Origin of the sequence: Bradyrhizobium sp. Arg237L (genome assembly GCF_029990105.1) — a bacterium.
GTDB lineage: Bacteria > Pseudomonadota > Alphaproteobacteria > Rhizobiales > Xanthobacteraceae > Bradyrhizobium.
Genome location: NZ_JAQMIL010000012.1, coordinates 21,021 through 43,743 on the forward strand (window position 1 = coordinate 21,021; position 22,723 = coordinate 43,743).

The 22,723-nt window shown below is 64.3% G+C and carries 19 protein-coding genes; 14 read left to right on the plus strand and 5 right to left on the minus strand.

Annotated elements, in window-relative coordinates:
• Positions 1-118: 118 nt before the first annotated feature.
• From OZ411_RS09650 to OZ411_RS09675, 6 genes are all read left to right on the plus strand, one after another.
• Positions 119-1,528 (plus strand): mannose-1-phosphate guanylyltransferase/mannose-6-phosphate isomerase, encoded by a 1,410-nt coding sequence (locus OZ411_RS09650; RefSeq protein ID WP_282527753.1) that lies wholly within the window; start codon positions 119-121, stop codon positions 1,526-1,528.
• A 259-nt stretch (positions 1,529-1,787) separates the two neighbouring features.
• Positions 1,788-2,804, plus strand: a complete 1,017-nt coding sequence (locus OZ411_RS09655; RefSeq protein WP_282527754.1) for a Gfo/Idh/MocA family oxidoreductase — start codon at positions 1,788-1,790, stop codon at positions 2,802-2,804.
• Between the two features lie 30 nt (positions 2,805-2,834).
• On the plus strand, positions 2,835-3,986 hold the full coding sequence (locus OZ411_RS09660) for a DegT/DnrJ/EryC1/StrS family aminotransferase (RefSeq protein WP_282527755.1): 1,152 nt from the start codon (positions 2,835-2,837) through the stop codon (positions 3,984-3,986).
• Between the two features lie 43 nt (positions 3,987-4,029).
• Positions 4,030-5,559 (plus strand): murein biosynthesis integral membrane protein MurJ, encoded by a 1,530-nt coding sequence (gene murJ, locus OZ411_RS09665; RefSeq protein ID WP_282527756.1) that lies wholly within the window; start codon positions 4,030-4,032, stop codon positions 5,557-5,559.
• 136 nt (positions 5,560-5,695) lie between these two features.
• Positions 5,696-8,005, plus strand: a complete 2,310-nt coding sequence (locus OZ411_RS09670; protein ID WP_282527757.1) for a xanthine dehydrogenase family protein molybdopterin-binding subunit — start codon at positions 5,696-5,698, stop codon at positions 8,003-8,005.
• Between the two features lie 105 nt (positions 8,006-8,110).
• On the plus strand, positions 8,111-8,560 hold the full coding sequence (locus OZ411_RS09675; protein WP_282527758.1) for a cytochrome c: 450 nt from the start codon (positions 8,111-8,113) through the stop codon (positions 8,558-8,560).
• Positions 8,561-8,794: 234 nt separating this feature from the next.
• On the opposite strand, the gene OZ411_RS09680 is transcribed toward OZ411_RS09675, so the two are convergent.
• Complete coding sequence (locus OZ411_RS09680) at positions 8,795-9,217, minus strand: CHRD domain-containing protein (RefSeq protein ID WP_282527759.1); 423 nt, start codon at positions 9,215-9,217, stop codon at positions 8,795-8,797.
• Positions 9,218-9,415: 198 nt separating this feature from the next.
• Between OZ411_RS09680 and OZ411_RS09685 the strand changes: the two genes are divergently transcribed.
• Positions 9,416-10,348, plus strand: a complete 933-nt coding sequence (locus tag OZ411_RS09685; RefSeq protein ID WP_282527760.1) for a cytochrome c — start codon at positions 9,416-9,418, stop codon at positions 10,346-10,348.
• Positions 10,349-10,821: 473 nt separating this feature from the next.
• Complete coding sequence (locus OZ411_RS09690) at positions 10,822-11,721, plus strand: c-type cytochrome (RefSeq protein WP_349016994.1); 900 nt, start codon at positions 10,822-10,824, stop codon at positions 11,719-11,721.
• Positions 11,722-11,810: 89 nt separating this feature from the next.
• Here the strand turns inward: OZ411_RS09690 and OZ411_RS09695 are convergent, their stop codons facing one another.
• Positions 11,811-12,236, minus strand: coding sequence for a VOC family protein (locus OZ411_RS09695; protein ID WP_282527761.1), 426 nt, complete (start codon positions 12,234-12,236; stop codon positions 11,811-11,813).
• Between the two features lie 24 nt (positions 12,237-12,260).
• Complete coding sequence (locus OZ411_RS09700; protein WP_027579940.1) at positions 12,261-12,506, minus strand: Lrp/AsnC ligand binding domain-containing protein; 246 nt, start codon at positions 12,504-12,506, stop codon at positions 12,261-12,263.
• 361 nt (positions 12,507-12,867) lie between these two features.
• Here OZ411_RS09700 and thiD point away from each other — a divergent pair, with 361 nt between their 5' ends.
• The 5 genes from thiD to OZ411_RS09725 all read left to right on the plus strand — a co-directional run bounded on the left by thiD (position 12,868) and on the right by OZ411_RS09725 (position 18,298).
• Entirely contained in the window at positions 12,868-13,668 is an 801-nt protein-coding gene (thiD, locus tag OZ411_RS09705; protein WP_130582818.1) for a bifunctional hydroxymethylpyrimidine kinase/phosphomethylpyrimidine kinase, read from the plus strand.
• 260 nt (positions 13,669-13,928) lie between these two features.
• Entirely contained in the window at positions 13,929-14,741 is an 813-nt protein-coding gene (locus OZ411_RS09710) for a UDP-2,3-diacylglucosamine diphosphatase (protein WP_028163613.1), read from the plus strand.
• Positions 14,738-15,808: a glycosyltransferase family 1 protein gene (locus OZ411_RS09715; RefSeq protein ID WP_282527762.1), complete on the plus strand. Its 1,071-nt coding sequence runs from the start codon at positions 14,738-14,740 to the stop codon at positions 15,806-15,808. Before OZ411_RS09710 ends, OZ411_RS09715 begins: the two co-directional genes overlap by 4 nt.
• Positions 15,809-16,010: 202 nt before the next feature.
• Complete coding sequence (locus tag OZ411_RS09720) at positions 16,011-17,000, plus strand: threonine/serine dehydratase (RefSeq protein ID WP_282527763.1); 990 nt, start codon at positions 16,011-16,013, stop codon at positions 16,998-17,000.
• Positions 17,001-17,257: 257 nt separating this feature from the next.
• A complete protein-coding gene (locus OZ411_RS09725; RefSeq protein WP_282527764.1) occupies positions 17,258-18,298 on the plus strand; it encodes an AI-2E family transporter in 1,041 nt (346 codons plus the stop codon).
• Here OZ411_RS09725 and OZ411_RS09730 read toward each other — a convergent pair.
• Positions 18,295-20,064, minus strand: coding sequence for a metallophosphoesterase (locus OZ411_RS09730; protein ID WP_282527765.1), 1,770 nt, complete (start codon positions 20,062-20,064; stop codon positions 18,295-18,297). The two genes, OZ411_RS09725 and OZ411_RS09730, sit on opposite strands and share 4 nt — an antisense overlap.
• A gap of 187 nt (positions 20,065-20,251) precedes the next feature.
• Positions 20,252-21,394 carry a hypothetical protein gene (locus OZ411_RS09735; RefSeq protein ID WP_349016995.1) on the minus strand — a complete coding sequence of 381 codons (1,143 nt, stop codon included), beginning with the start codon at positions 21,392-21,394 and terminating at the stop codon, positions 20,252-20,254.
• Positions 21,395-21,514: 120 nt separating this feature from the next.
• Between OZ411_RS09735 and OZ411_RS09740 the strand changes: the two genes are divergently transcribed.
• Positions 21,515-22,708 carry an MFS transporter gene (locus OZ411_RS09740; RefSeq protein ID WP_282527767.1) on the plus strand — a complete coding sequence of 398 codons (1,194 nt, stop codon included), beginning with the start codon at positions 21,515-21,517 and terminating at the stop codon, positions 22,706-22,708.
• Positions 22,709-22,723 lie beyond the last annotated feature (15 nt).

The following is a 22,723-nucleotide window of genomic DNA, read 5'->3' on the forward strand; positions in this document are numbered from 1 at the left end:
CCCGGGGCATTTCGCCGATGTCGACAATGTGAAGGGGATAGGGACATCGGTTCCGGAGGAACGATGAGGACGTTAACTATCATCGGGCAACGCGATCATTACAGAATTCGAGGTTAGGATGGACCGAATTATTCCACTGATCATGTGCGGCGGGGCGGGCACGAGGCTGTGGCCGGCGTCGCGCGAGGTCCATCCGAAGCAGTTCCTGCCGTTGTTCGGGACGCGCTCGACCTTCCAGGAGACGCTGCTCAGGGTGTCGGATCCGGCGCTGTTCGAGCGGCCGATCGTGATCACCAACAACGCCTATCGGTTCATGGTACTAGAGCAACTGGCCGGCATCGGGCGCGAGGCGGACGTGCTGCTGGAGCCGGCGCGGCGCGACTCGGGGCCGGCGATCGCGGCCGGCGCCGCCTTTGCACAAGCGCGCGACAGGGACGCGACCGTGCTGGCGCTCGCCGCCGATCACGTGGTTGAAGACACCGAGGCCTTCGTCGCCGCCTGTCGCGAGGGGCTGATTGCCGCGAAAGCAGGCCGCATCGTCACCTTTGGCGTCAATCCCGAGCGCCCGGCCACCGAATACGGCTATATCAGCCCCGGCGATGGCATTTCGGGGCAGGTGCGCGCGGTCGCAAAATTCGTCGAGAAGCCGGATGCGGCAACCGCGGCCGACTACATCACGTCGGGCTATCTCTGGAACAGCGGCAACTTCATGTTCCGCGCCGACGTCCTGCTCGACGAGTACCGCAATTTCGATGCCGCGAGCGTGGAGGCGGTGACCGAGGCGGTGACGAAGACCGAGCGCGATCTCGGCTTCGTCAAGCTCGATGCGGATGCGTTCGGATCGGCGAAAGCGATCTCGATCGATTATGCGGTGATGGAAAAGACCGCGCGCGCGGCGGTGGTGCCGGTGTCCTGTGGCTGGTCGGATGTCGGCTCCTGGCACGCGGTGTGGGAATTGTCTGATAAAGACGGGCAAGGCAATGCCGCGCGCGGCGCTGCGGTCTTCGAGGACTCCCGCAACAGCAACGTCTGGACCGACCGCGCGCTGGTCGCGCTCGAGGGCGTCGACGACCTCGTGGTGGTCGCGACGCAGGACGCCATCCTGGTGTCGCGGCAGAAGGACGCCAACGGCCTGAAGCGCCTGGTGGCGAAACTGAAGACGGTGGCGCCGGAGGTCACCGAGAACCACATCAAGGTGCATCGGCCCTGGGGCTCGTACCAGTCAGTCGACAATGGCGAACGCCACCAGGTCAAGCGCATCATCGTCAAGCCGGGCGAGCGGCTGTCGCTGCAGAAGCACCATCACCGTTCCGAGCACTGGATCGTGGTCCGTGGCGCTGCGCGCGTCACCGTCAACGAAACGGTGAAGATCGTGCACGAGAACGAGTCGATCTACATCCCGATCGGCGCGGTCCACCGGCTGGAGAACCCCGGCAAGATCCTGCTGGAATTGATCGAAGTGCAGACCGGCAGCTATCTCGGCGAGGACGACATCATCCGTATCGAGGACGATTATCAGCGCACCTGATGGTTGCGCCGTGCATCGATTTCGTCCCAGCTGGCCGGCGAGACCGTGTAATCTTTTGAATCAAAACGTGTCCGGATTTGCGCGTTGGCATTCGCCACATTTGTGACGGCATGCTATAGCGTGTGCGTGACGATGCTTCGGGGAAAGAAAGCACGTCAGGACAAGGGGATAGGGCTGCGGCCTGATTCGGTGAATCAGGCTGGTCCGGGGAAGAACGCGCAGCCGATGGGCGCCACCAAAAGTCTGTTGGGGTAACCACATGAGTTCCAAAGGGTCGGGGTTGGCCGCAAAAGCCGGGATCAGGCGTGCCTTGCGCGTCGGGGTGATCGGTGCGGGGGTCATGGGCAGCAACCATGCACGCGTGCTGGCGGGATTGCCCGAGGTCACGCTGGTTGGGATCGTCGATCCCCTGGCTGAACATCGCGCACGCGCCGTTGCGCTGGTCGGCTGCCGGGCGTTTGCGACGCTCGATGAACTGCTCGCCGAAGGCGTCGATGCCGTGACGATCGCGGCGCCGACCCATCTGCATCACGAGATCGCGCTCACCTGTATCGCGCAGAACGTCCATATCTTGGTCGAGAAGCCCGTCGCCTCCACGGTCGAGGAGGGCAACGACATCGTCACCGCCGCGCGGGAGGCCGGCGTGACGCTGATGGTCGGCCACGTCGAACGCTTCAACCCGGCGGTGGCCGCGATCAAGCAGGCGATATCGGGCGAAGACATCCTCTCGATCGGCATCACCCGCGTCGGTCCGTTTCCTCCGCGCATGTCCAATGTCGGCGTCGTCATCGATCTGGCCGTGCACGACATCGATCTGATCCGCTGGTTCACCGAGTCTGAAATCGTCGACGTGCAGCCGCAGCTCTCGAGCGCCGTGGCCGAGCGCGAGGACATCGCGCTGTTGCAATTCCGTACCGCCTCGGGCGTGCTCGCGCATATCAACACCAACTGGCTGACGCCGTTCAAGGCGCGCAGCGTCACGGTCGCAACGCGCGGCAAATATGTGATGGGCGATCTCCTGACCCGGCAGGTCACCGAGTGCTTCGGCTTCAAGCCCGACGGCAGCTATTCGATGCGGCATTTGCCGGTTGGTCACGACGAACCGTTGCGCGCCGAATTGATTGCGTTCCTCGACGCGGTGAGGAGCGGCAAGGAGCCGGCGGTATCAGGCAACGAAGGCGTCGCGAGCCTCGAGATCGCGATCAAATGTCTGGAAGCGCCGGCCACGCCCGCCGCGACCATCGCTCGCAAGGCCCCGCGCCGCGTCGCCGGCTGACAGTCTTACTCACGCGTCCCGCAAGGTCCCATGAACCAGCATATGCGCCCAGAACCCATTCCCTTCATCGACCTTGCCGCGCAGCGCCGCCGGCTTGGCACCTCCGTCGATGAGGCGGTCTCCCGCGTGCTCTCCCATTGCCAGTTCATCGGCGGGCCGGAAGTGTCGGCGCTGGAGGCCGAACTCGCAAAGTTCTCGGGCGCAAAACATGTGGTGGCCTGCGCCAGCGGCACCGACGCGCTCCTGATGGTGCTGATGGCCAAGAAGGTCGGCCCGGGCGATGCGGTGCTGTGCCCGTCCTTCACGTTCTGCGCGACCGGCGAATCGGTGGCGCTGACTGGTGCTACGCCGGTTTTCGTCGACGTCGATGAGGCGACGTTCAACATGGATGCCGCCTCGCTGAAGCGAGGCATTGCGACCGCGAAGGCGCGAGGCCTCAAGCCCGTCGGCGTCATTCCGGTCGACCTGTTCGGGCAGAGCGCCGATCATGATGCGATCGCCGCGGTCGCCAAGGCCGAGGGCCTGTTCGTGCTCGATGACGCGGCCCAGGGATTTGGCGCCAGCTACAAGGGGCGGCGGATCGGCACCTTTGGCCTGGCGACGACGACCAGCTTCTTCCCGGCAAAGCCCCTCGGCTGCTTCGGCGATGGCGGCGCGATCTTCACAGACGATGAGGAGCTTGCGCAAACGCTGCGCAGCATCCGCGTGCACGGCCAAGGCTCCGACAAATACGACAATGTGCGCCTCGGCCTGACCGGGCGGCTCGACACCATGCAGGCGGCCGTGCTGCTCGAGAAGCTCAAGATCTTCGAGGACGAGATCACAGCGCGCAATGAGGTCGCGGAGCGCTATGCGCGCGGGCTCGGCAATGTCGTGACCGTGCCGCGTCTTGCCGCCGGCTGCAGCTCGATCTGGGCGTGCTACACCATCCGCCTGCCCGAGGGCACCGACCGTGACGGCTTTGCCGCGGCGCTGAAGGCGCAGGGCGTTCCGACCGCGATCTATTATACGAAATCGATGCATCAGCAGACCGCCTACCGCGACTTCCCGGTGGCGGAGGGCGGCCTGCCGGTCAGCGAACGGCTTTCGAACGACGTCGTCAGCCTGCCGATTCACGCCTATCTCGACGAGGCGACGCAGGCGCGAATCATCGAGGCTGTGCGCGGCGCGCTTTCGTCCTGATTTCGCCGTTTTGCGGCGCCGGTCCTTGGGCTAGAACCGGCGCATGCTTGGACGCATCTTCACGGTCGGCGGCTACACCCTGCTTTCGCGGCTGACGGGCCTCGCGCGCGACATCATGCTCGCCGCGATTCTCGGCGCGGGACCGATTGCCGACGCCTTCCTGGTGGCCTGGCGCCTGCCGAACAATTTTCGTGCGATCTTCGCCGAGGGCGCGTTCAACACCGCGTTCGTCCCGGCTTACGCCCATGTCCACGGCAAGGGCGGCGACACGTCCGCGCGCCTGTTCGCCGACCGCATCTTTACGCTGCTGTTCCTGTCGCAGCTCATCCTGCTGGCGCTGGCCTGGGCCTTCATGCCGCAGGCGCTGCGCGTCCTGGCGCCCGGCTTCACCGATGACGCCGAGCAGCGACAGCTTGCGATCGAGCTGACGCGCATCACCTTTCCGTATCTGCTCCTGATCACGATGGTGACGCTCTATGGCGGCATGCTCAACGTGATGCAGCGCTTTGCCAGCGCCGCCGGGGCGTCGATCCTCCTCAATCTGTCGATGATGGCGACGCTGGCGCTCGCGGCCTTCTTCCCGAGTGCAGGTCACGCTGCAGCCTGGGGCGTGCTGATCTCCGGCTTCCTGCAATATTCCCTGCTCGCGGGCGATCTGGCAAGGCACGGCACGCTGCCGCGCTTTGCCATGCCGCGGCTCGACGAGGACGTCCGCGCCTTTTTCCGCGCGATCGGGCCGGCGACGCTGGGCTCGATGGGCACGCAGGTCGCCGTGTTCGCCGACACCATCATCGCGACGTTCCTCGCGGCCGGCGCGCTGTCGGCGCTCTATTACGCCGAGCGGCTTTATCAACTGCCGATCGGCGTGATCGGGATTGCCGTCGGCACCGTGCTGTTGCCGGAAATGTCGCGGCGGATCACCGCACAGGATGTTGCGGGGGCTGCGGGTGCGCAGCGCCGCGCATTTGATTTCACCCTGCTTGCGACCGTGCCCTTTGTCGCGGCTTTCCTCACCGTGCCCGATATCATCGTGCGCGCGGCGTTTGCGCGCGGCGCCTTCACCAAAGCCGACGCGGCGGCGGCCGCCGCGACATTGGCGGCCTATTCGATCGGCCTGATCCCGTTCGTGATGATCCGCAGTGCGGTTGCGACGTTCTATGCACGCAAGGATACGGCAACGCCGGTGAAGGCGTCGCTGACCGGGTTGGGGGCCAATCTGCTGCTGAAGATCGGCCTGATGGCCCCGCTCGCCCAGATCGGGCTTGCGCTCGCCACCGCCGTAGGTGCCTGGATCAACCTGTTGCTGGTGCTCGGCTTTGCGGTGCGCGCCGGCTATCTTGAGCTTGATCGCCTGATGATGCTGACCTTTGCGAAATTCGCCGTCTCCGGCCTCGTGCTCGCGGGGGCGCTTTGGTGGACCGAGCGATTCGCGGCCGTCTATTTCGCGCAGATGCATGTGCTGCGCGATGAAACCATCCTTGCGCTCCTGATTGCAGTCGGCGCCTTCGTCTATGGCTTTTCCATCCTGGTGCTGTTCGGGCGCGGATGGCTCTTCGCCCTGCGGCGCGGATAGTTTTCAAGTCAAATCAGCTTTTTGTTGCGGTGCTTCCAAGCTCCGCAATTCGCGGTTTGCGCTTCTTTCCCAACCGCGCCAATATGGCGGGAAACACGCCAAGATGGCGTGGACAACAACGACAATTGGAGTGACGATGGCAGCCCCCATCAAATTCGGCGTCGGCCAGAGTGTACGCCGCAAGGAAGACGACGCGCTCATTCGCGGCATGGGCCGCTACACCGACGACGTCGCGCCGCAGCCGGCGTTGCATTCGCTGGTGCTGCGCTCGCCGCATGCGCATGCGAAGTTCACCATCGACGTCACCAAGGCGCGCGGCCTGCCGGGCGTCAGCCTGATCCTGACTGCGGCCGAGGTCGCCGATCTCGGCGACCTGCCATGCCTGTTCAACCTTGAGACCGACCCGTTCACCGGTCCGCCCTATCCGATCCTGGCCAAGGACGAAGTGCGTCATGTCGGCGACGCCGTCGCCTTCGTCGTCGCCGAGACGATCGACCAGGCGCGCGACGCGATCGAGGCGATCGACGTGCAGTGGACGCCGCTGCCGGCCGTGATCGGCGTCGTCAACGCCGTGAAGCCGGGCGCACCGCAGGTGTGGCCCGACAAGCCGGGCAACGTGCTGTTCGACGTCTCGATCGGCGACAAGAAGGCGACTGAGGAAGCCTTTGCCAAGGCGCATGCGGTCGCGGAAATCTCGATCGTCAATCCGCGCATCGTCACCAACTTCATGGAGACGCGTGCGGCGGTCGCCGAGTATGACGCCAAGAAGGATCATCTGACGCTGACGATCGGCAGCCAGGGCAGCCATCGCCTGCGCGACATCCTCTGCCAGAATATCCTGAAGATCCCGGTCGAGAACATGCGGGTGATCTGCCCCGATGTCGGCGGCGGCTTCGGCACCAAGCTGTTTCCCTACCGCGAATATGCGCTGATCGCGGTCGCCGCGCGGCAGTTGAAGAAGACCGTCAAATGGACGGCTGACCGTGCCGACCACTTCATGGGCGACTCGCAGGGGCGCGACAACGTCACGACCGCGCGAATGGCGCTCGCCGAGGACGGCAAGTTCCTAGGCATGGACGTCGACCTGATGGGCGACATGGGCGGCTATCTCTCGACCTTCGGCCCGTATATTCCGCATGGCGGCGCCGGCATGCTGCCGGGCCTCTATGACATCCAGGCTTTCCATTGCCGCGTCCGCACCGTGTTCACCAACACCGTGCCGGTCGATGCCTATCGCGGCGCCGGACGGCCGGAGGCGGCTTACGTCGTCGAACGCCTGGTTGATGCGACCGCGCGAAAACTCGACATGACGCCGGATGCGATCCGCCGCAAGAACTTCATTCCGCCGAAGGCGCTGCCCTACAAGACCGCGACCGGGAAGGTCTATGACTCCGGCGACTTCGCCGCGCATATGAAGCGCGCGATGGAGATCGCGGAGTGGAAGGAATTTCCCAAGCGCGCCAAGGTGGCGAAGAAGAACGGTCTGGTGCGCGGCATCGGGCTTGCAACCTATGTCGAGATCTGCGGCACAATGGGCGAGGAGACCGCGAATGTCGCGCTCGACCCCAATGGTGACGTCTCGATCCTGATCGGCACGCAATCGAGCGGGCAGGGCCACCAGACCGCCTATGCGCAGCTCGTTGCCGAACAGTTCGGCCTGCCGCCCGAGCGCGTCCACATCCTGCAGGGCGACACCGACAAGATCGCAACGGGTCTTGGCACCGGCGGCTCGGCTTCGATCCCGTCGGGCGGCGTCAGCGTGCAGCGCGCCACCGCCGCGCTCGGCGACAGACTGAAGGAGATCGCGGCGCAGGCGTTGGAAGCAAGCGCCGGCGACCTCGAGATATCAGACGGTGTGATCCGCATCGCCGGCACCGACCGCTCGATCAGCTTTGCCGATCTCGCCAAGCGTCCCGGCGTCGATCCGTCGAAGCTGAACGCCAGCGCGACCTTCGCCAGTGCCGACGGCACCTATCCGAACGGCACGCATCTGGCCGAAGTCGAGATCGATCCGGCGACCGGCATCATCAAGATCGTGAACTACGTCATCGTCGATGACTTCGGCGTGACACTGAACCCGCTGCTGCTCGCGGGTCAGGTTCACGGCGGCGCGATGCAGGGTATCGGGCAGGCGCTGATGGAGCAGGCGGTCTATAGCGCAACCGACGGCCAACTCGTCACCGGCACCTTCATGGACTATGCGGTGCCGCGCGCCTCCGACGGTCCGTCCTTCGTGTTCGAGACCCACAACGTGCCCTGTGCGACCAATCCGCTTGGCGTCAAGGGCGCGGGCGAAGCCGGCGCGATCGGCTCGTGTCCGGCAATCGTCAACGCGATCGTCGAAGGCCTGTGGCGCGAATACAAGATCGACCACATCGATATGCCCGCCACCCCCGAGCGGGTCTGGATCGCGATCCGCGAGGCGCAGCGACGCCATAATCTCTGATGACGATCTCGTAGCGCGGGAATAAATCCCCGCGCACGGGTTCTACTGGAGAAGCGGCGGTAGGGGCACGTCCGGCAAAAGCTTCACGAAAAGGAGAATTCGCCGATGAAGCGGATGGTTATGGTGGTGTGCGGCGTGCTGCTCGGTGCAAGCGCTGTCATGGCTCAGCAGGAGATCGCCGTTCAGCAGGATAACCTGATGCGGGCGCAGGCGAAGAGCATGTACACCGTGATCGGGAAAATGGTGAAGGGCGATATCCCGTACGACCAGAAGGCGGTCGATACGGCGCTCTCCGATCTCGAAACGAACGTCGCGAAGATCGCGACCGTCTTTGCCACCAACCCAAAGGAAGACGTGAAGGATGCCCACTACACGTCGTCGCCCAAGATCTGGCAGAACAAGGCCGATTTTGATTCCAAGATCCCGCCGGTCACGAAGGCGATCGCCGACTTCAAGGGCAAGGTCAAGAATCTCGATCAGTTGAAGGTGGCCTACACCGCCATCAACGATCGCTGCGGCGGGTGTCACGACACCTATCGTGTCAAATTGAAGTGACGGGAGGTTTCACCTCTCCCGCTTGCGGGAGAGGTCGGCGCGTAAGCGCCGGGTGAGGGCTCTCTCCACACGAAGAGTCTTTATCGCGGAGATACCCTCACCCCAGCCCTCTCCCGCAGGCGGGAGAGGGGGCGCAGCTTCATCGTGGTCACCGCCGATCTACCTCATTAGGTACAAAACGAAAAAGGCGGATGCCGCAGCATCCGCCTTCAGGAATGAACGCTCGTGGCTCGCCTATTTCGCGACCTGGCCGCGGATTTCGCCGCCCGGATTGGCTGCGGTGTGGACGTTCACGTAGTACTTGCCGGCGAGGAAATCGGCGGCCTGCGTGTCCGTCAGCGTGGCGCTGCCTTCGGCGGGGCTCGAGGCGATATTCGGGATCGGGACCGCGACACCGCCGTTCTTGCCGGCTTCGGCAGGACCGTGGAAATGTGCCGCGGTGGCGGGACCGGTGAGGCCGGAATAGGTCACCTTCCAGCTCAGTTTCTTGGTCGCCGGATCATAGTCGATATCGGCGGTGCCGGTTCCGCTGCTGCTGTTCGGCGGCACTTCCGATTTGCTGTCCAACGGCACTTTGTACTTGTCGGCGAGAGCAGGACCGGCAAACACGACGGCGGCTCCGAGCGCGAGCGTGGCAAGCATGGTCTTGTTCGGCATGGTTTTCTCCCTGTTGGCCTCGGATGAGTGTCGACCTCAAAACAATAGCTTATCCGCTTTATTCCCAAAATCGCCCGCGAGCGCGGAAAATTTCGAGCAAGCGCATGGCCGAAACTGTCGCCATATTAGCGGCTAGATCGATGCAGCGCGAAGCGGTGTCCCGCTTCGCTCGAAAGCGCTCCAATGACGGGTCGGACCATGTTGCGACGAACATATCCCGCGGTCATCCTCGCCGGCATTGTCGCCGTCGGCGTCTATTGGTGGCTGACCATACCTTCGACGATCGCGGCCAGCGCGTTGCCGGCCTATGAGCCTGACATCAACAACGGCTCCACCATCTTCAACGCGGGCGGATGCTCGTCCTGCCACGCCGTGCCCGACCAGCCCGATCGCACCCGGCTCGGCGGCGGGCTCGCGATTCCTTCTCCGTTCGGCACCTTCTATGCGCCGAACATCTCGCCCGATCCCAATGACGGCATCGGCCGATGGAGCGAGGCTGATTTCGTCACCGCGGTCATGAAGGGCACCTCGCCGGAAGGTACCCACTTTTTCCCGGCGTTTCCCTACACGTCCTACCAGCATGCGAAGATCGAGGACGTCCGCGACCTCTTCGCCTTCATCAAGACGCTGCCGCCGGTCGCCGGCACGGTGCGCGATCACGACGTGCCGTTTCCCTTCAACATCCGCCGCAACATCGGCGTCTGGAAAGTCCTGTTCATGGATGGCAAGCCGTTCACGCCGGATCCGACACGCTCCGCGCAATGGAATCGCGGGGCCTATCTCGTGAACAGTTTTGGCCATTGCGCGGAGTGCCACAGCCCGCGCAATGTCCTGGGCGGCATCATCCGCGCGCAGCGTTTTGGCGGCGGACCGAATCCGGAGGGCGAGGGCTGGGTCCCCAACATCACGCAAAAGAAGCTCGAAGATTGGAGCGTGAAGGACTTCGCCTATTTCCTGAAAACCGGCGAACTGCCGGAGGGCGACAGTGCCAGCGGTTTGATGGCGCGCGTGATCAAGAACACCTCGCAATTGTCCGATGACGACCGCGCCGCGATGGCCGATTATCTCAAATCGCTGCCACCGGTCGAAGGACCGACGCCGCCGCCGAAGCGGACCGATGGCAAGAGCTAGGGCGTGTACTCGTAAGTGCTTGATGAACGGCACATCCGAACGGCGAAGAGAGAACCGTCTGGAGCCGGCGCAGCATCTTTTGAGTTTGTTCCCGATCCGATCACAAAGCTTTGAGTCCCCGGTCCTCGTGCAAATCCGAAATGCCTGCGTTTCAATAAGCGCTATCGTTATAAACGTTCGGAGATAGCGGTGTGAAGCGAACTGAGCCCGTGGTTCAGTTCCGTTGGGCCGCGTGAGGGACCAGAGACAATGCCGTCACACGAGCGCGCGAAGATAAATCTCCCTTCAGCTATCTTGGTGTTGGCCATGGCTACGGCGGCCGCTCCCCATGGCGCCGCCGCCGCCGCAGGATGCCAAAATCAGGATAGCGGCATCACCCTGTCGCCCGGATTTTGTGCTACGGTCTTTGCCGACAATCTCGGCCATGTGCGCCATCTTGCGGTCAGCAGCGACAACGTTGTCTATGCCAACAGTTGGAGGGTGGCGATTACGGATGGCCGGAATGCTACTACGACCAAGATCAGAAAAAGCTCGTCCTGGCGCCGGAATATGGCGGCGACGGCGGCAAGGCGGTCGGGGCCTGCGCCGCTAAGCTAGCGCCGGTCGCCGCCTTTCCCAGCCATTGGGCGCCCAACGCCATGCTGATCTATACCGGCACGCAGTTCCCTGAGCCCTATCGTGACGGCGGCTTCATCGCATTCCACGGTTCGTGGAATCGCGCGCCGCGGGAGCAGGCGGGCTACAATGTCGTTTTCCAGCCGATGGCCGACGGCAAGGCGGCGGGCAACTATGTGGTGTTCGCGGACGGCTTCGCAGGCGCGCACAAGGATCCCGGTCGCGCCGCCTTTCGGCCGAGCGGCCTCGCGATGGGGCCGGACGGGGCTCTCTATATCGGCGATGACGTGCATGGCCGCATCTGGCGAATAACTTATGGCGGCGATGCGACCACCGCGCGGTTGGCTGCGGCGCCGGCAATGGCCCCGGCATCGGGTTCGAGCGGCGCGGCCGTGCCGCCGGAAGGGACGCACGCCGACGCTGGGCGCGCCACGGCGGATCTGTCGGTGCCGCCCGGCGCCACCAAGGATCAGGTTGCGCTCGGCGACCGCATCTTCCATGGCGAGGCCAGCAACGGCACCTGCAGCGGATGTCACGGGTCCGATGCCCGTGGGACGTCAGTCGGTCCGGACCTGACTTCCGGCAACTGGGTGTGGAGCGACGGCAGCCTCGCGGCGATCACCAAGACGGTGACCGACGGTGTATCGCACCCGCGCAACTATACCGGCGTCATGCCGCCGAAGGGAGGTGCTGAGCTGTCGGACGCCGACACTGCCGCAGTAGCCGCCTATGTCTGGGCGGTCGGCCACGTCAATTAGATCATGATCCGATTAGACGGAAGCGATCTCCGCGGAAACGCTTCGCGTTTGTCGCGAGGGAAAACCGGTCCACTTTTCCGGATCATGCTCTAAATGTCCGCAAACACCTCGAGCAGATTTCCGTCTGGATCACGGAAGAACAGCGTGCGGTGTCCAAAGACCTGGTCCGTCGGCGGGGAGAGCAGCGTGACGCCCTGCCGCACGAGTTCGTCGGCGCACTGATCAACCTCCGCGGCGGAAACCTTGAAGGCCAGTTGAAGCGACGCGCTGCCATTCGGCGTTGGAGCATCTGCCGCCGTCCGGCTCGGCTTAGCCAAGGCCAGGGTATTGTTGCCTATCCGATACTCGATCCAACGTGGAGAAAGCTCTCGTAGCAGCGGAAAGCCGAGGACGCGTTCGTAGAAGTCACGCATAGCTCCCATGTCACGGGCGAAAATGACCGTATAGTCGATCGCTTGAATGGCTCGAAAAGCCGAGTCGGCGCGCGGATTCCGTTCGTTCGGCGGGCCCTTCATTGACAGGTCCTTAGCACCGAAGCTCTAGGTCGTCCCGAACGCCTTGAAAGTGATGATGGTGTGGGTGTCCTGGATGCCCGGGATGACCTGGACCTTCTCGTTGACGAAATGGCCGATGTCGGTGTCCTTGTCGACGTAGAACTTCACCAGGAGGTCGTAATCGCCCGCTGTGGAGTAGATCTCGGAGGCGATCTCGGCCTCCGCCAGCGCATTGGCGACGGCATAGGACTGGCCGAGCTTGCACTTGATCTGGATGAAAAAGGGAACCATCGCTGTCATCTCCGGGGCAGGGTAGCCGGCGCATAGAGCCAAATTCGGGGTGCGATGGCAAGCCAGCTTGCCGGCCTTGGTCCTTGGCGCTAAAGCGAACTGATTTTAGTTAGTACGGATTGACGGCGGCACCTCCCTCTCCCCGTTCTTACGGGGAGAGGGTTGGGGTGAGGGCTCTCTCCACGAACACGGTGGCAGATACCCTCGTGGAGGCTCCCCCTCACCCGAAATTCAAGCTGCGCTTGAATTTCGACCTCTCCCCGCAAGCGGGGCGAGGTGAAGTCCAGGTCCCCGCTCGATTCGACAAGGGATGATCAAACCCAGGACAACCCATGATCGTCTACTGCGCGGCAGCTTTCCGATGACGACGCCGATCGCACTTACCATTGCCGGTTCGGATTCCTCCGGCGGCGCCGGGATCCAGGCGGATTTGAAGACCTTTGCCGCGCTCGGCGTCTACGGCGCCTCCGTCATCACCGCGCTGACCGCGCAGAACACGATGGGCGTGCGCGGCATCCACCAGGTGCCGGCCGAGTTCGTGACCGCGCAGATCGATGCGGTGTTCTCCGATCTTGCGGTCGGCGCGGTCAAGATCGGCATGGTTGCGGAGCTCTCGATCATCGATGCGATCGCGGCCGGGCTCGAGCGCTGGTCGCCGAAGCATGTCGTGTTCGATCCGGTGATGGTTGCAACCTCGGGCGATCGCCTGCTTGCCGCGGAGGCGGTCGATGCGCTGCGCACGAGATTGATCCCGCTTGCGTCGTTGATCACCCCGAACCTGCCGGAAGCCGCAGCACTGCTCGATGAACCGATGGCCGCAGACGAGGCCGCCATCGAGAGCCAGGGCAGGCGGCTGCTTGCGCTCGGCTGTCAGGCGGTGCTGATCAAGGGCGGGCACGGGCAGGGCAGCGAGAGCATCGACTATCTCGTCGATGCCGACAGCGCGATCGTGCTCGCGGCGCCGCGCATCAACACCGCAAACACCCATGGCACCGGCTGCTCATTATCGTCGGCGATCGCAGCCGAGCTTGCCAAGGGCGAAGACGTGACGTCAGCCGTGCGCAATGCCAAGCGCTGGATCAGCGCCGCGATCGAAGCCGCCGATCGTTTCACCGTCGGCCACGGCCACGGGCCGGTGCATCATTTTCACAGATTTTATTAGACGACCCGCAACGCCGTAGCCCGGATGGAGCGCAGCGTAATCCGGGGCCTTTGCGCGCCTGGAGGCGCTTATCCCGGATTGCGCTTCGCTTCATCCGGGCTACAGGCCTCGTTCCGTACATCCACTGCCCCTCGTGTCGCCAGATTGTCGCATGGCGCTGTTATCCGCATTTCAAAGGGGCGCATAGCTGATTCTGGTGGGACCGTTGGCTGCGACGAATCGTCATCGCCCTGTCACAGGGATTTGTTAGGTGCACAGGTATGGGAAGCGACTCTTTCAGTGAAGAGAGCCCCGAGCGGCGCTTTCGCACGTTGTTTATCTCCGATGTCCATCTCGGAGCCCGCGGGTCGCAAGCCGACCGATTGCTGGATTTCCTGCGCTCTCACGATGCCGACACGATCTACCTGGTTGGCGACATCGTCGACGGTTGGGCGCTGAAGTCGAGCTGGCACTGGCCCCAGACCCACAACGACTTCGTGCAGAAGATGCTGCGCAAGGCACGCAAGGGCGCCAAGGTCATCTACATCCCCGGCAATCACGACGAGTTCCTGCGTAAATACTACGGCACGCATTTCGGCGGCATCGACGTGATGGAGAACACCATCCACACCGGCGTCGACGGCAAGCGCTACCTTGTGATCCACGGCGATATCTTCGACCTCGTGGTGCAGAACGCGCGCTGGCTCGCCCATCTCGGCGACAAGGCGTACGACTTCGCGATCCAGATGAACCGCTTCGTCAACTTCTTCCGCCGCATGTTCGGCGTGCCCTATTGGTCGCTGTCGCAATGGGCGAAGCTGAAGGTCAAGAAGGCGGTGAACTATATCGGCGCGTTCGAAACCACGCTAGCCAGCGAAGCGCGTCGCCATGGCTGCGACGGCGTGATCTGCGGCCACATCCACTATGCGACCATCCGCGACGAGCACGGCATCCGCTACATGAATTGCGGCGACTGGGTCGAGAGCTGCACGGCGCTGGCCGAGCATGAGGACGGCCGCTTCGAGATCATCACCTGGACCGATCCGGTCCGGCGCATCGCACCAGTTCCACGGGTCACGGCGCGCGCCGCATGACAAAAATCCTGGTCGCGACCGACGCATGGCATCCCCAGGTCAATGGGGTGGTTCGGACGCTGACCATGATGGCCGAGGCGGCAAAGGGCCTCGGCGTTGAGATCGCATTTCTCACACCGCAATCGTTCCGCACCTTCGCGATGCCGAGCTATCGCGACCTCAGGCTGGCCTTGCCGCATCCGGCCGCGATTGCCGCGCTGATCGAGCAGGACAAGCCTGACAGCATCCACATCGCCACCGAAGGTCCGATCGGCCTGTTGGTGCGCCGTTATTGCCGCAAGCGCGGCCTGCCGTTCACCACGAGCTTTCACACCCGCTTTCCCGACTATGTCTCGGCGCGCTCGCCGATCCCGGAAAGCTGGGTCTGGCGGCTGTTGCGCTGGTTCCATCGGCCGAGCCAGGCGGTGATGGCGGCAACCCCGGCGCTCGCCGCCGAACTGCGCTCGCGCGGTTTTCGCAACGTGGTGCTGTGGTCGCGCGGCGTCGATACCGCGCTGTTCCATCCGCGCCATGTCGACCTCTGTCTTCCGGCACCGGTTTTCCTGAGCGTCGGCCGGGTGGCGGTCGAGAAGAACCTGGAAGCCTTCCTCGACCTCGATCTGCCGGGCACCAGAGTCGTTGTGGGCGACGGGCCGGCGCGTCCGGCACTGGAGCGGAAATACCGCGACGCCGTGTTCCTGGGCGCACGGCACGGCGAGGAATTGGCGCGCATTTATGCCGCTGCCGATGTGTTCGTGTTCCCGAGCAGGACCGACACCTTCGGTTTGGTGCTGCTGGAGGCGCTTGCGAGCGGCCTGCCGGTCGCCGCTTTCCCAGTGGTCGGTCCGCGTGACGTGATCGGTACTGCGCCGGTCGGCGCGCTGAAGGAAGACCTCCGCGAGGCCTGCCTGGAGGCGCTCAGCATCCCGGCGCGGGTCTGCGTCGACTTTGCGGCGCGCCACACCTGGCAAGCCTCGGCGCGCGTCTTTATCGACCACGCCCTCAATCTCCGGCCGGTCGAGCCCGAAGCCGCGCCCGAGAACGATCCGGCCGAATTCGTGGCCGAGGACCCGCATTTCGCGGCCTAGCCTGACCCGTAGCCCGGGTGGAGCCAACGGGTCGCGCGAACGCGCGCCCGATGACAGGCTCCGCGCAACCCGGGACTTCTGTATCGGCGTTGACCAGCGGTCCCGGGTTACGCGTTCCGCTCCACCCGGGCTACGAACCTCCTTCTGTGCATCACACAGAAGCGTCTTGCCGGCCTGTCGGCGGCCGCGTTACAAATTGCGTATGACCGAAATCATCGCAAATCCACCCGTCGACGCGGCTGATATCGAAGCCGCCGCAAAGGTGGTCGCGCCGTTCGCGGTGCGCACGCCGCTGCTGTCCTTTCCCGTCCTCAACGAGCGCGCCGGGACCAAGGTGTTCCTGAAGCCGGAAATGCTGCAGCGGACCGGCTCGTTCAAGTTCCGCGGCGCCTTCAACAAGCTGTCGTCGATCCCGCAGGCCCAGCGCGGCGGCGGGGTCGTCGCATTCTCCTCTGGTAACCACGCCCAAGGTGTGGCCGCAGCGGCGAAGATCCTCAACATGCAGGCGACCATCGTGATGCCGGCGGACTCGCCCATCACCAAGCGCGAGCGCACCAAGTCCTATGGCGCCGAGGTCGTGCTCTATGACCGCGACCGCGAGGACCGCGAGGCGATCGCCAATGGCATTGCGAGCAAGCGTGGCGCGACATTGGTGCGTCCCTACGACGATCCCTTCGTGATCGCAGGGCAGGGCACCGCAGGCCGCGAGATCGCCGAGGACATGGCCGCGCTTGGGCTTGACCCCGACATCGTGGTGGCGCCGGCATCCGGCGGCGGACTGATCGCGGGCGTCGCGACCGCGGTGAAAGCTCAGTTCCCACAAGCCCAGGTGATCGTCGCCGAGCCGAAGGGCTATGACGACCACGCGCTATCGCTGCAGGCGGGACATCGTGAGCCGCATCCCGCCGCAGCCCGCACCATCTGCGACGCGCTGATGGCGGCGATGCCGGGCGAGCTCACGTTTGCGATCAACAGCAAGCTGCTGGCGCGCGGCGTCTCGGCTTCGGATGAGGAAGTCGCCGCAGCGGTGGCGTTCGCCTATCGCGAACTGAAGCTGGTGGTCGAGCCCGGCGGCGCCGTCGGCCTTGCCGCCTTGCTCGCCGGCCGCATCGACGCCAAGGGCAAGAACGTCGTCATCGTTCTCTCCGGCGGCAATGTCGACGCCGACCTGTTCGCCAAGCTGGTGGCCTGAACAAGGCCGAGATTCGGTAGCCCGGGTGAAGCGTAGCGCAACCCGGGGCCTCCTGTAGACGTCGATGCAGAGCTCCCGGGTTACGCTGCGCTCCACCCGGGCTACGGCGCTGAACATCGTTTCGGCGCCTGCGCAATCAGCGCATGAAGGCGCGGCGTCCAAATCCCTGGCCCTAACCGATCGATTGGCTGACCACCCTTGCGGCGGATTGAAGCACCTGACAATGTTTGATTGGCGCAAGGTCGGAGGAATCCAGGATGGGGGACGGCTCCGGGCAGAGGGTTGCAACCGTCATCATCGCCGTGGTGCTCGTCGGCGCGGCTGCATCCCAGGCGAGGACAGTGCTGGCGCCGCTGGCTGCAGCTCTCTTCATCATCGCGATCGTCTGGCCGGCGCAGAAGTGGCTGCAGTCATGGATGCCAAAACTCGCAGCGCTCGCGATCACCATGCTGGTCACGGTGGCGGTCTGCCTTGCCTTCGCTTCGCTGGCAGCATGGGGCTTTGGCCGCGTCGGCCACTTCCTGGTTGCCGATGCGGCGCGGTATCAGACATTCTATGAACGGGCCGTGGTGTGGCTCGATGGCCATGGCATCGAGGTTGCCAGCCTCTGGGCCGAGCATTTCAACGTCGGCTGGCTGCTGCGCGCCACGCAATACGTCACCGGCCGCGTCAACACCACGCTGAGCTTCTGGCTGATCGCGCTCGTCTATGTCGTGCTGGGGTTGCTCGAGGTCGAGGACGTCAAGCGAAGAATCGACAGATTGGAAAACACCACGGCGGCGCGCGTCTTGCTCAATGGCAGTGCGGCGACCGCGGCCAAATTTCGGAAATACTTACTGGTGCGCACGCAGATGAGCGCGGTCACCGGACTTCTGGTCGGTCTTTTCGCCGGCGTTACCGGATTGCCATTTGCGTTCGAGTGGGGCGTGATCGCCTTCGTGCTGAACTACATCCCCTTCATCGGCCCTTTCATCGCCACGCTGTTTCCCACGCTGCTTGCCATGACGCAATTCGAGAGCTGGCCGGCGGTGTTCGGTGTCTTTGCCTGCCTCAACATCATCCAGTTCGTGGTCGGCAGCTATGTCGAGCCACGCGTCGCCGGCAACACGCTGTCGATATCGCCGTTCATCGTGCTGTTTGCGATCTTCCTGTGGACCTTCCTGTGGGGCCTGTTCGGCACCTTCATCGGCGTGCCAATCACGCTTGCGCTTCTCACCTTCTCTGCCGAGCACCCGTCGACGCGCTGGCTCGCCGATCTGCTCGGAGGACCGGCGGATGCGAAGCGGGCAAAGACTTAGCTGCGTATAACCTCCACCTTTTCGGGTTCGGCAAGGCAAAGCGTTCCGCCCTGACCGCTAGTTAGCCGGTGAATGTAGAAATAGCTTGGCGCATCATCGGCAGCGTTCATCACCGGCGAGGGGGCGGAGATGATTTTCAATGCGCCACATGCACCGATCCAATCGATGTGGCGGTGACCGTGCATCACCACGACGCGATCGGCAAAGGCTTGCAGTCTACGAACGAACCAACTCCCATTGATCAATGCCGTCCCAATGCGCTCCGAGAACTTCGTCGTCGGCATGGGATATTCCGCAAGGTGGTGGTGCAGCGCGACGATCCAGCGTGCCTTCGGAAAATAGCTGATGGCGGCCTCCAGCCGCTGCACCTGTTCGAGAGAGACCAGCCCGAGCGCGTTGGTAAAGGAGAAGTGGGTTTCGGCATTGGAGTCGAGGATGGCTATTCCGAGACCCTCTTCCTGCTCTGGGGGAAGGATCATCGGGAATTGGTCCTCGAACAGCCGGCGAAGCCCGGCGCCCCGACGCACGCCGCCGCGTTCGGCGAACGCAACAATCTGTTCGCGATGCGGCGTGAGGAGATCGTCCAGCGTGGCCGCGACTTTGCCTGACTTGTCGACGAGGCGCACCCGATCGCCCTGAATGGCCGATATCGCCGACAGGGTTCGCATTTGCCTCAGCCGCTTGCCGGGGCTGAACGGCAAGTCGAGCCGGGCAGGGTTGGCCCGATCGACGATGTTCACGTCATGATTGCCCGGCAGCACGATCGTCCGTGTTGCAAGATCAGGGTGCTCTGACAATGCCTCGAGGAATTCGGCCCATTCGCTTGCGCGTCCTGCGTCCGTCATATCGCCGCTGATCAGCACGTGATCGAGCGGATCGGCGGCATGAATGGCGGCGAGACGCGCGAACACGGCGGCGAAGCGCTCATTGCCGCACGGGCCGGCGCGTCCGCTCTCGATGCGGAAGCCATATCGCTCGCCGACGACATGGACATCCGACAGATGTGCAACGCGCCAGATGCGTGCATCGGATCGAGGGACGTCAAACGCGGCAAGATCGGCCGGCTGATCCATGCTGGCATCCGCAAAACCCCAAGCTAATGATGCGGCGGCGAGATAGCAGCACACGAGCACGATGGCGTTGGCCAACGTCGTCATCACGAGATGATGGCCTTGGGCCAGATCGATCAGGCCGGCAGTCCATCGCGAGGCCGGCCAAACCAGGATCGCGATCAATGCCGCACCTGCGCTGAGCAGGATGCCGGCGCCGAGCGAGCACGCACGCCGCACTCGCATGCGCAACGTGGGGGTCAGGCTGTTCCGCCAGATCCGTTCCGTTAGGTGGCGCAGTGCCTCGCGGCAGAACGCATAGCTCGGCTGCACGGCGAGCGCGTTGAGCGACCAGAAACTGATCTCGACGATCCGCAGCAGCGGCCGCCAGCCGAACCATCCCAGCGCGACGATCGCGATGAGCATCAATGCCGCGCCGATTTCCGTCAGGACCAGGATTTTTTCGGACAAGATTGAAAGCCAGGCGGAAGCCAAGAGCGGCGCAAGGCCAAGCAGCACGGCCGGCAGCAGGAGCAACGCGGTCCACGCGAACAAGAGCTTCGGCAGGCTGATCTCGACGAGCAGGCTGCCGGCAATAGCAAGCAGCGAACGCTGTCCGGGGCTGGCGGCATCGTCCTCGACGTCGCCGTCGCGCGGATCAAGCAGCACGCGGCGCTGAATGCTCGAAGGTTCGTCCGCCGATGTCGACCGCCTCATGATATGAGTCCGTCGTTTGCACCTGTCGTCAGGATGGCCTTCGCGTGCGTTGCTTCACTCGCAGTTGGCACAGAGTGCGTGGACGCTAGCAGCCGCGCATGTCTGTGCGGCCCACTTTATCACAACTCTTGTAACGAGACATTGGCCGCCCTACGCGAGTCTCCTCGCGCAACAGCGGCTTTCGCGCCTACGAGAAGAACGCTATCTTCTCGGCCTGGCTCATGCGGCGGATAGGTGCGAGCGGATCGTTGGCGGCAGCGCTCGGCTTCTTGACGATGCCGTTGGCAATGATGGTGGAGCCGAGCGAGATTTCGACCGGAGGCTCGGGCGGCGCGACGAAGGTGGGCTGCGGCGGAAGCTCGAACCGCGGTTCCGGCAGCGCGGCGGCAAGCTCAGGCGCCTGCGGCACGATTTCCGGCGCGGGCGGTGCTTCGAGTTCAACAGGTGGCTCTTCGGCGATCGCTGCCGTGGCGTCCTCAACGTCGAACGGGTCGGGCGCGCCCATCTCCATCGCGATCATGTCGAGCACGGCCTCGTCATGAGCGTCGGCGGCAGCTTCGTCGGTGGCGCGAGCAAGCTCGATGGCTTCAGCCTCCGCCAGCGCGGCCTCGGCGACGGCGAGCGCGGCTTCCGCGTCCGCGACGGTGATGGTCTCTTCCGCGGCTTCCGGCGCGGGGGGTGCGGCGACCGTCTCTGCGACGGCCGGCGCCTCCGGTAGAGCCTCGACCTCTACCACGTGAAAGGAGCGCTCCTCCGCGGGGCTCTTCGGTGCAGGTGCGGGTGAGGGAGCCACCGGCGCTTCGGCGCTCGGCGCGGGCGTCTCATCGGCCTCGGAGAACTGGGCGAGGCGTTGCACAATCGGTGCGAAGGCGGCATCCAGCGCGGCCTTCGCGTCCTCGGATGAAATCTGCGCGGCGCCGTTCTCGATCGCGACGACCTGGGAATCGATGAGGTCGCAGATGCGTCCGTCATTGCCGATCTCGCGCAGCCGCCACGCGATCTCGCGGATCACCCGCGCGCCCTTGCGCACCGGGGCAAGCTTCTGCTCCAGCTCCAGGCTATCGAGCGCTTCGGCCGCAGATGCCTGCGCGGCCTCCACCGCGTCGCGGATCGCGGCGATGGCCTCGGCTATCGCCGGCCCCGAATCGGGCGGCTCGACCGCCTGCCTCTGCGTGGCGAGGCTTTCCTCGAGCCGGGCCACCGCATCCAGCACCAGGCGGGTGTCGGCGTTGCGGTTGCGCTTGGCATATTCGGAGAGGAACCAGCGGCCGCGCGCCGTCTCCATGAAGGCTTCGCTGATCGCGTGGTAATCATCCTCGCCCGGCTGCACCGGGCGGGCTGTGATCGGCGAAAGGGCGAATGCTTCGTTGGCCATGCAAATCTCGTCGCGCAAATTGCGGCGCGCTGCGATAACGAACACCACGATATCAGGCGAATCGCAATTGGATTGATGGCTTCCGAATCACAAATTCCTGCAGCGCCGCAAGCGGATGCTAAGCGATTCGCGGCTCGCCTCGGAACCTTTTACGGGACCATGTTCGGGATGCTCGGCACCTATCTGCCGTTCTTCCCGCTCTGGCTGAAGGCGGTGGGGATCGAGGCGTCCTGGATCGGCATCATCACGGCGGTGCCCGCGGTGACCCGCTTCACCGTGCTGCCGCTGATCACGTCCCTCGCCGAGCGGCGGCGGATGCTGCGCGGCGCCATCATGATCACGGCGGCCGCGACCGCGCTCGGATTTGCCCTCATCGGCACCCAGCACCAGGCGCTGCCGGTATTCCTGGTCTTCGTCGTCACCTGCTGCCTGTGGACGCCGACGGGGCCGCTCACCGATGCCTATGCGCTCCGCGGCGTGACGCATTACGGACTGAACTATGGCCCGCTGCGGCTGTGGGGTTCGGCCGCCTTCGTGGTCGGCGCGCTCTTGTGCGGGTTGCTGGTCGATGAAGTCGCGGCGGAGCACCTGATCTGGATCATCGCTGCCGTAGCGGGAGTTAGCGCGCTCACGAGCTTAGGCCTGCGGCCGCTCGAGGTCGCAAAGAGGGCCGAGACCGCACAGCGCGGCGGCGTCGCGCTGCTGCGCGATCGCGGCTTTCTTGCGATCATCGCAGCTTCCGCGCTGATCCAGGGCAGCCATGTCGCCTACTATATCTTTGCCTCCATCGTCTGGAAGCAGGCTGGTCTCGGCGGGCTCACGATTGCAGCGCTGTGGTCGCTCGGCGTGCTCGCGGAAATCGTGCTGTTTGCGGTATCGCCGCGCCTCACGCTGGCCCCGGCGATGCTAGTCGTGATCGGCGCACTGGCCGGGGTCGCGCGCTGGGTGATCACCGCACAGGATCCGCCGCTTCCGATCCTGGCCGTCGTGCAACTCACGCATGGGCTGACCTTCGGCCTGACGCAGGTCGGCATCATGGGGCTTTTGGTGCGCCAGGTGCCGGGGCACATCATGGCGCGCGGGCAGGGCTACCTTGCCGCCTGCAGCGGCATCGTCTCGAGCAGCACCTCGATCCTGTGCGGCGTCGTCTATGCCCGCTACGGCCAGGGCGTCTATTACCTGATGGCGGCAATGGCAGCGTCAGGTGCACTCGTGATGTGGCTGGGGCGGCACCGGATAGCGTTTTCAAGCGAAGTGGGTACCGGTTAGCGTTAAGAAAACGCG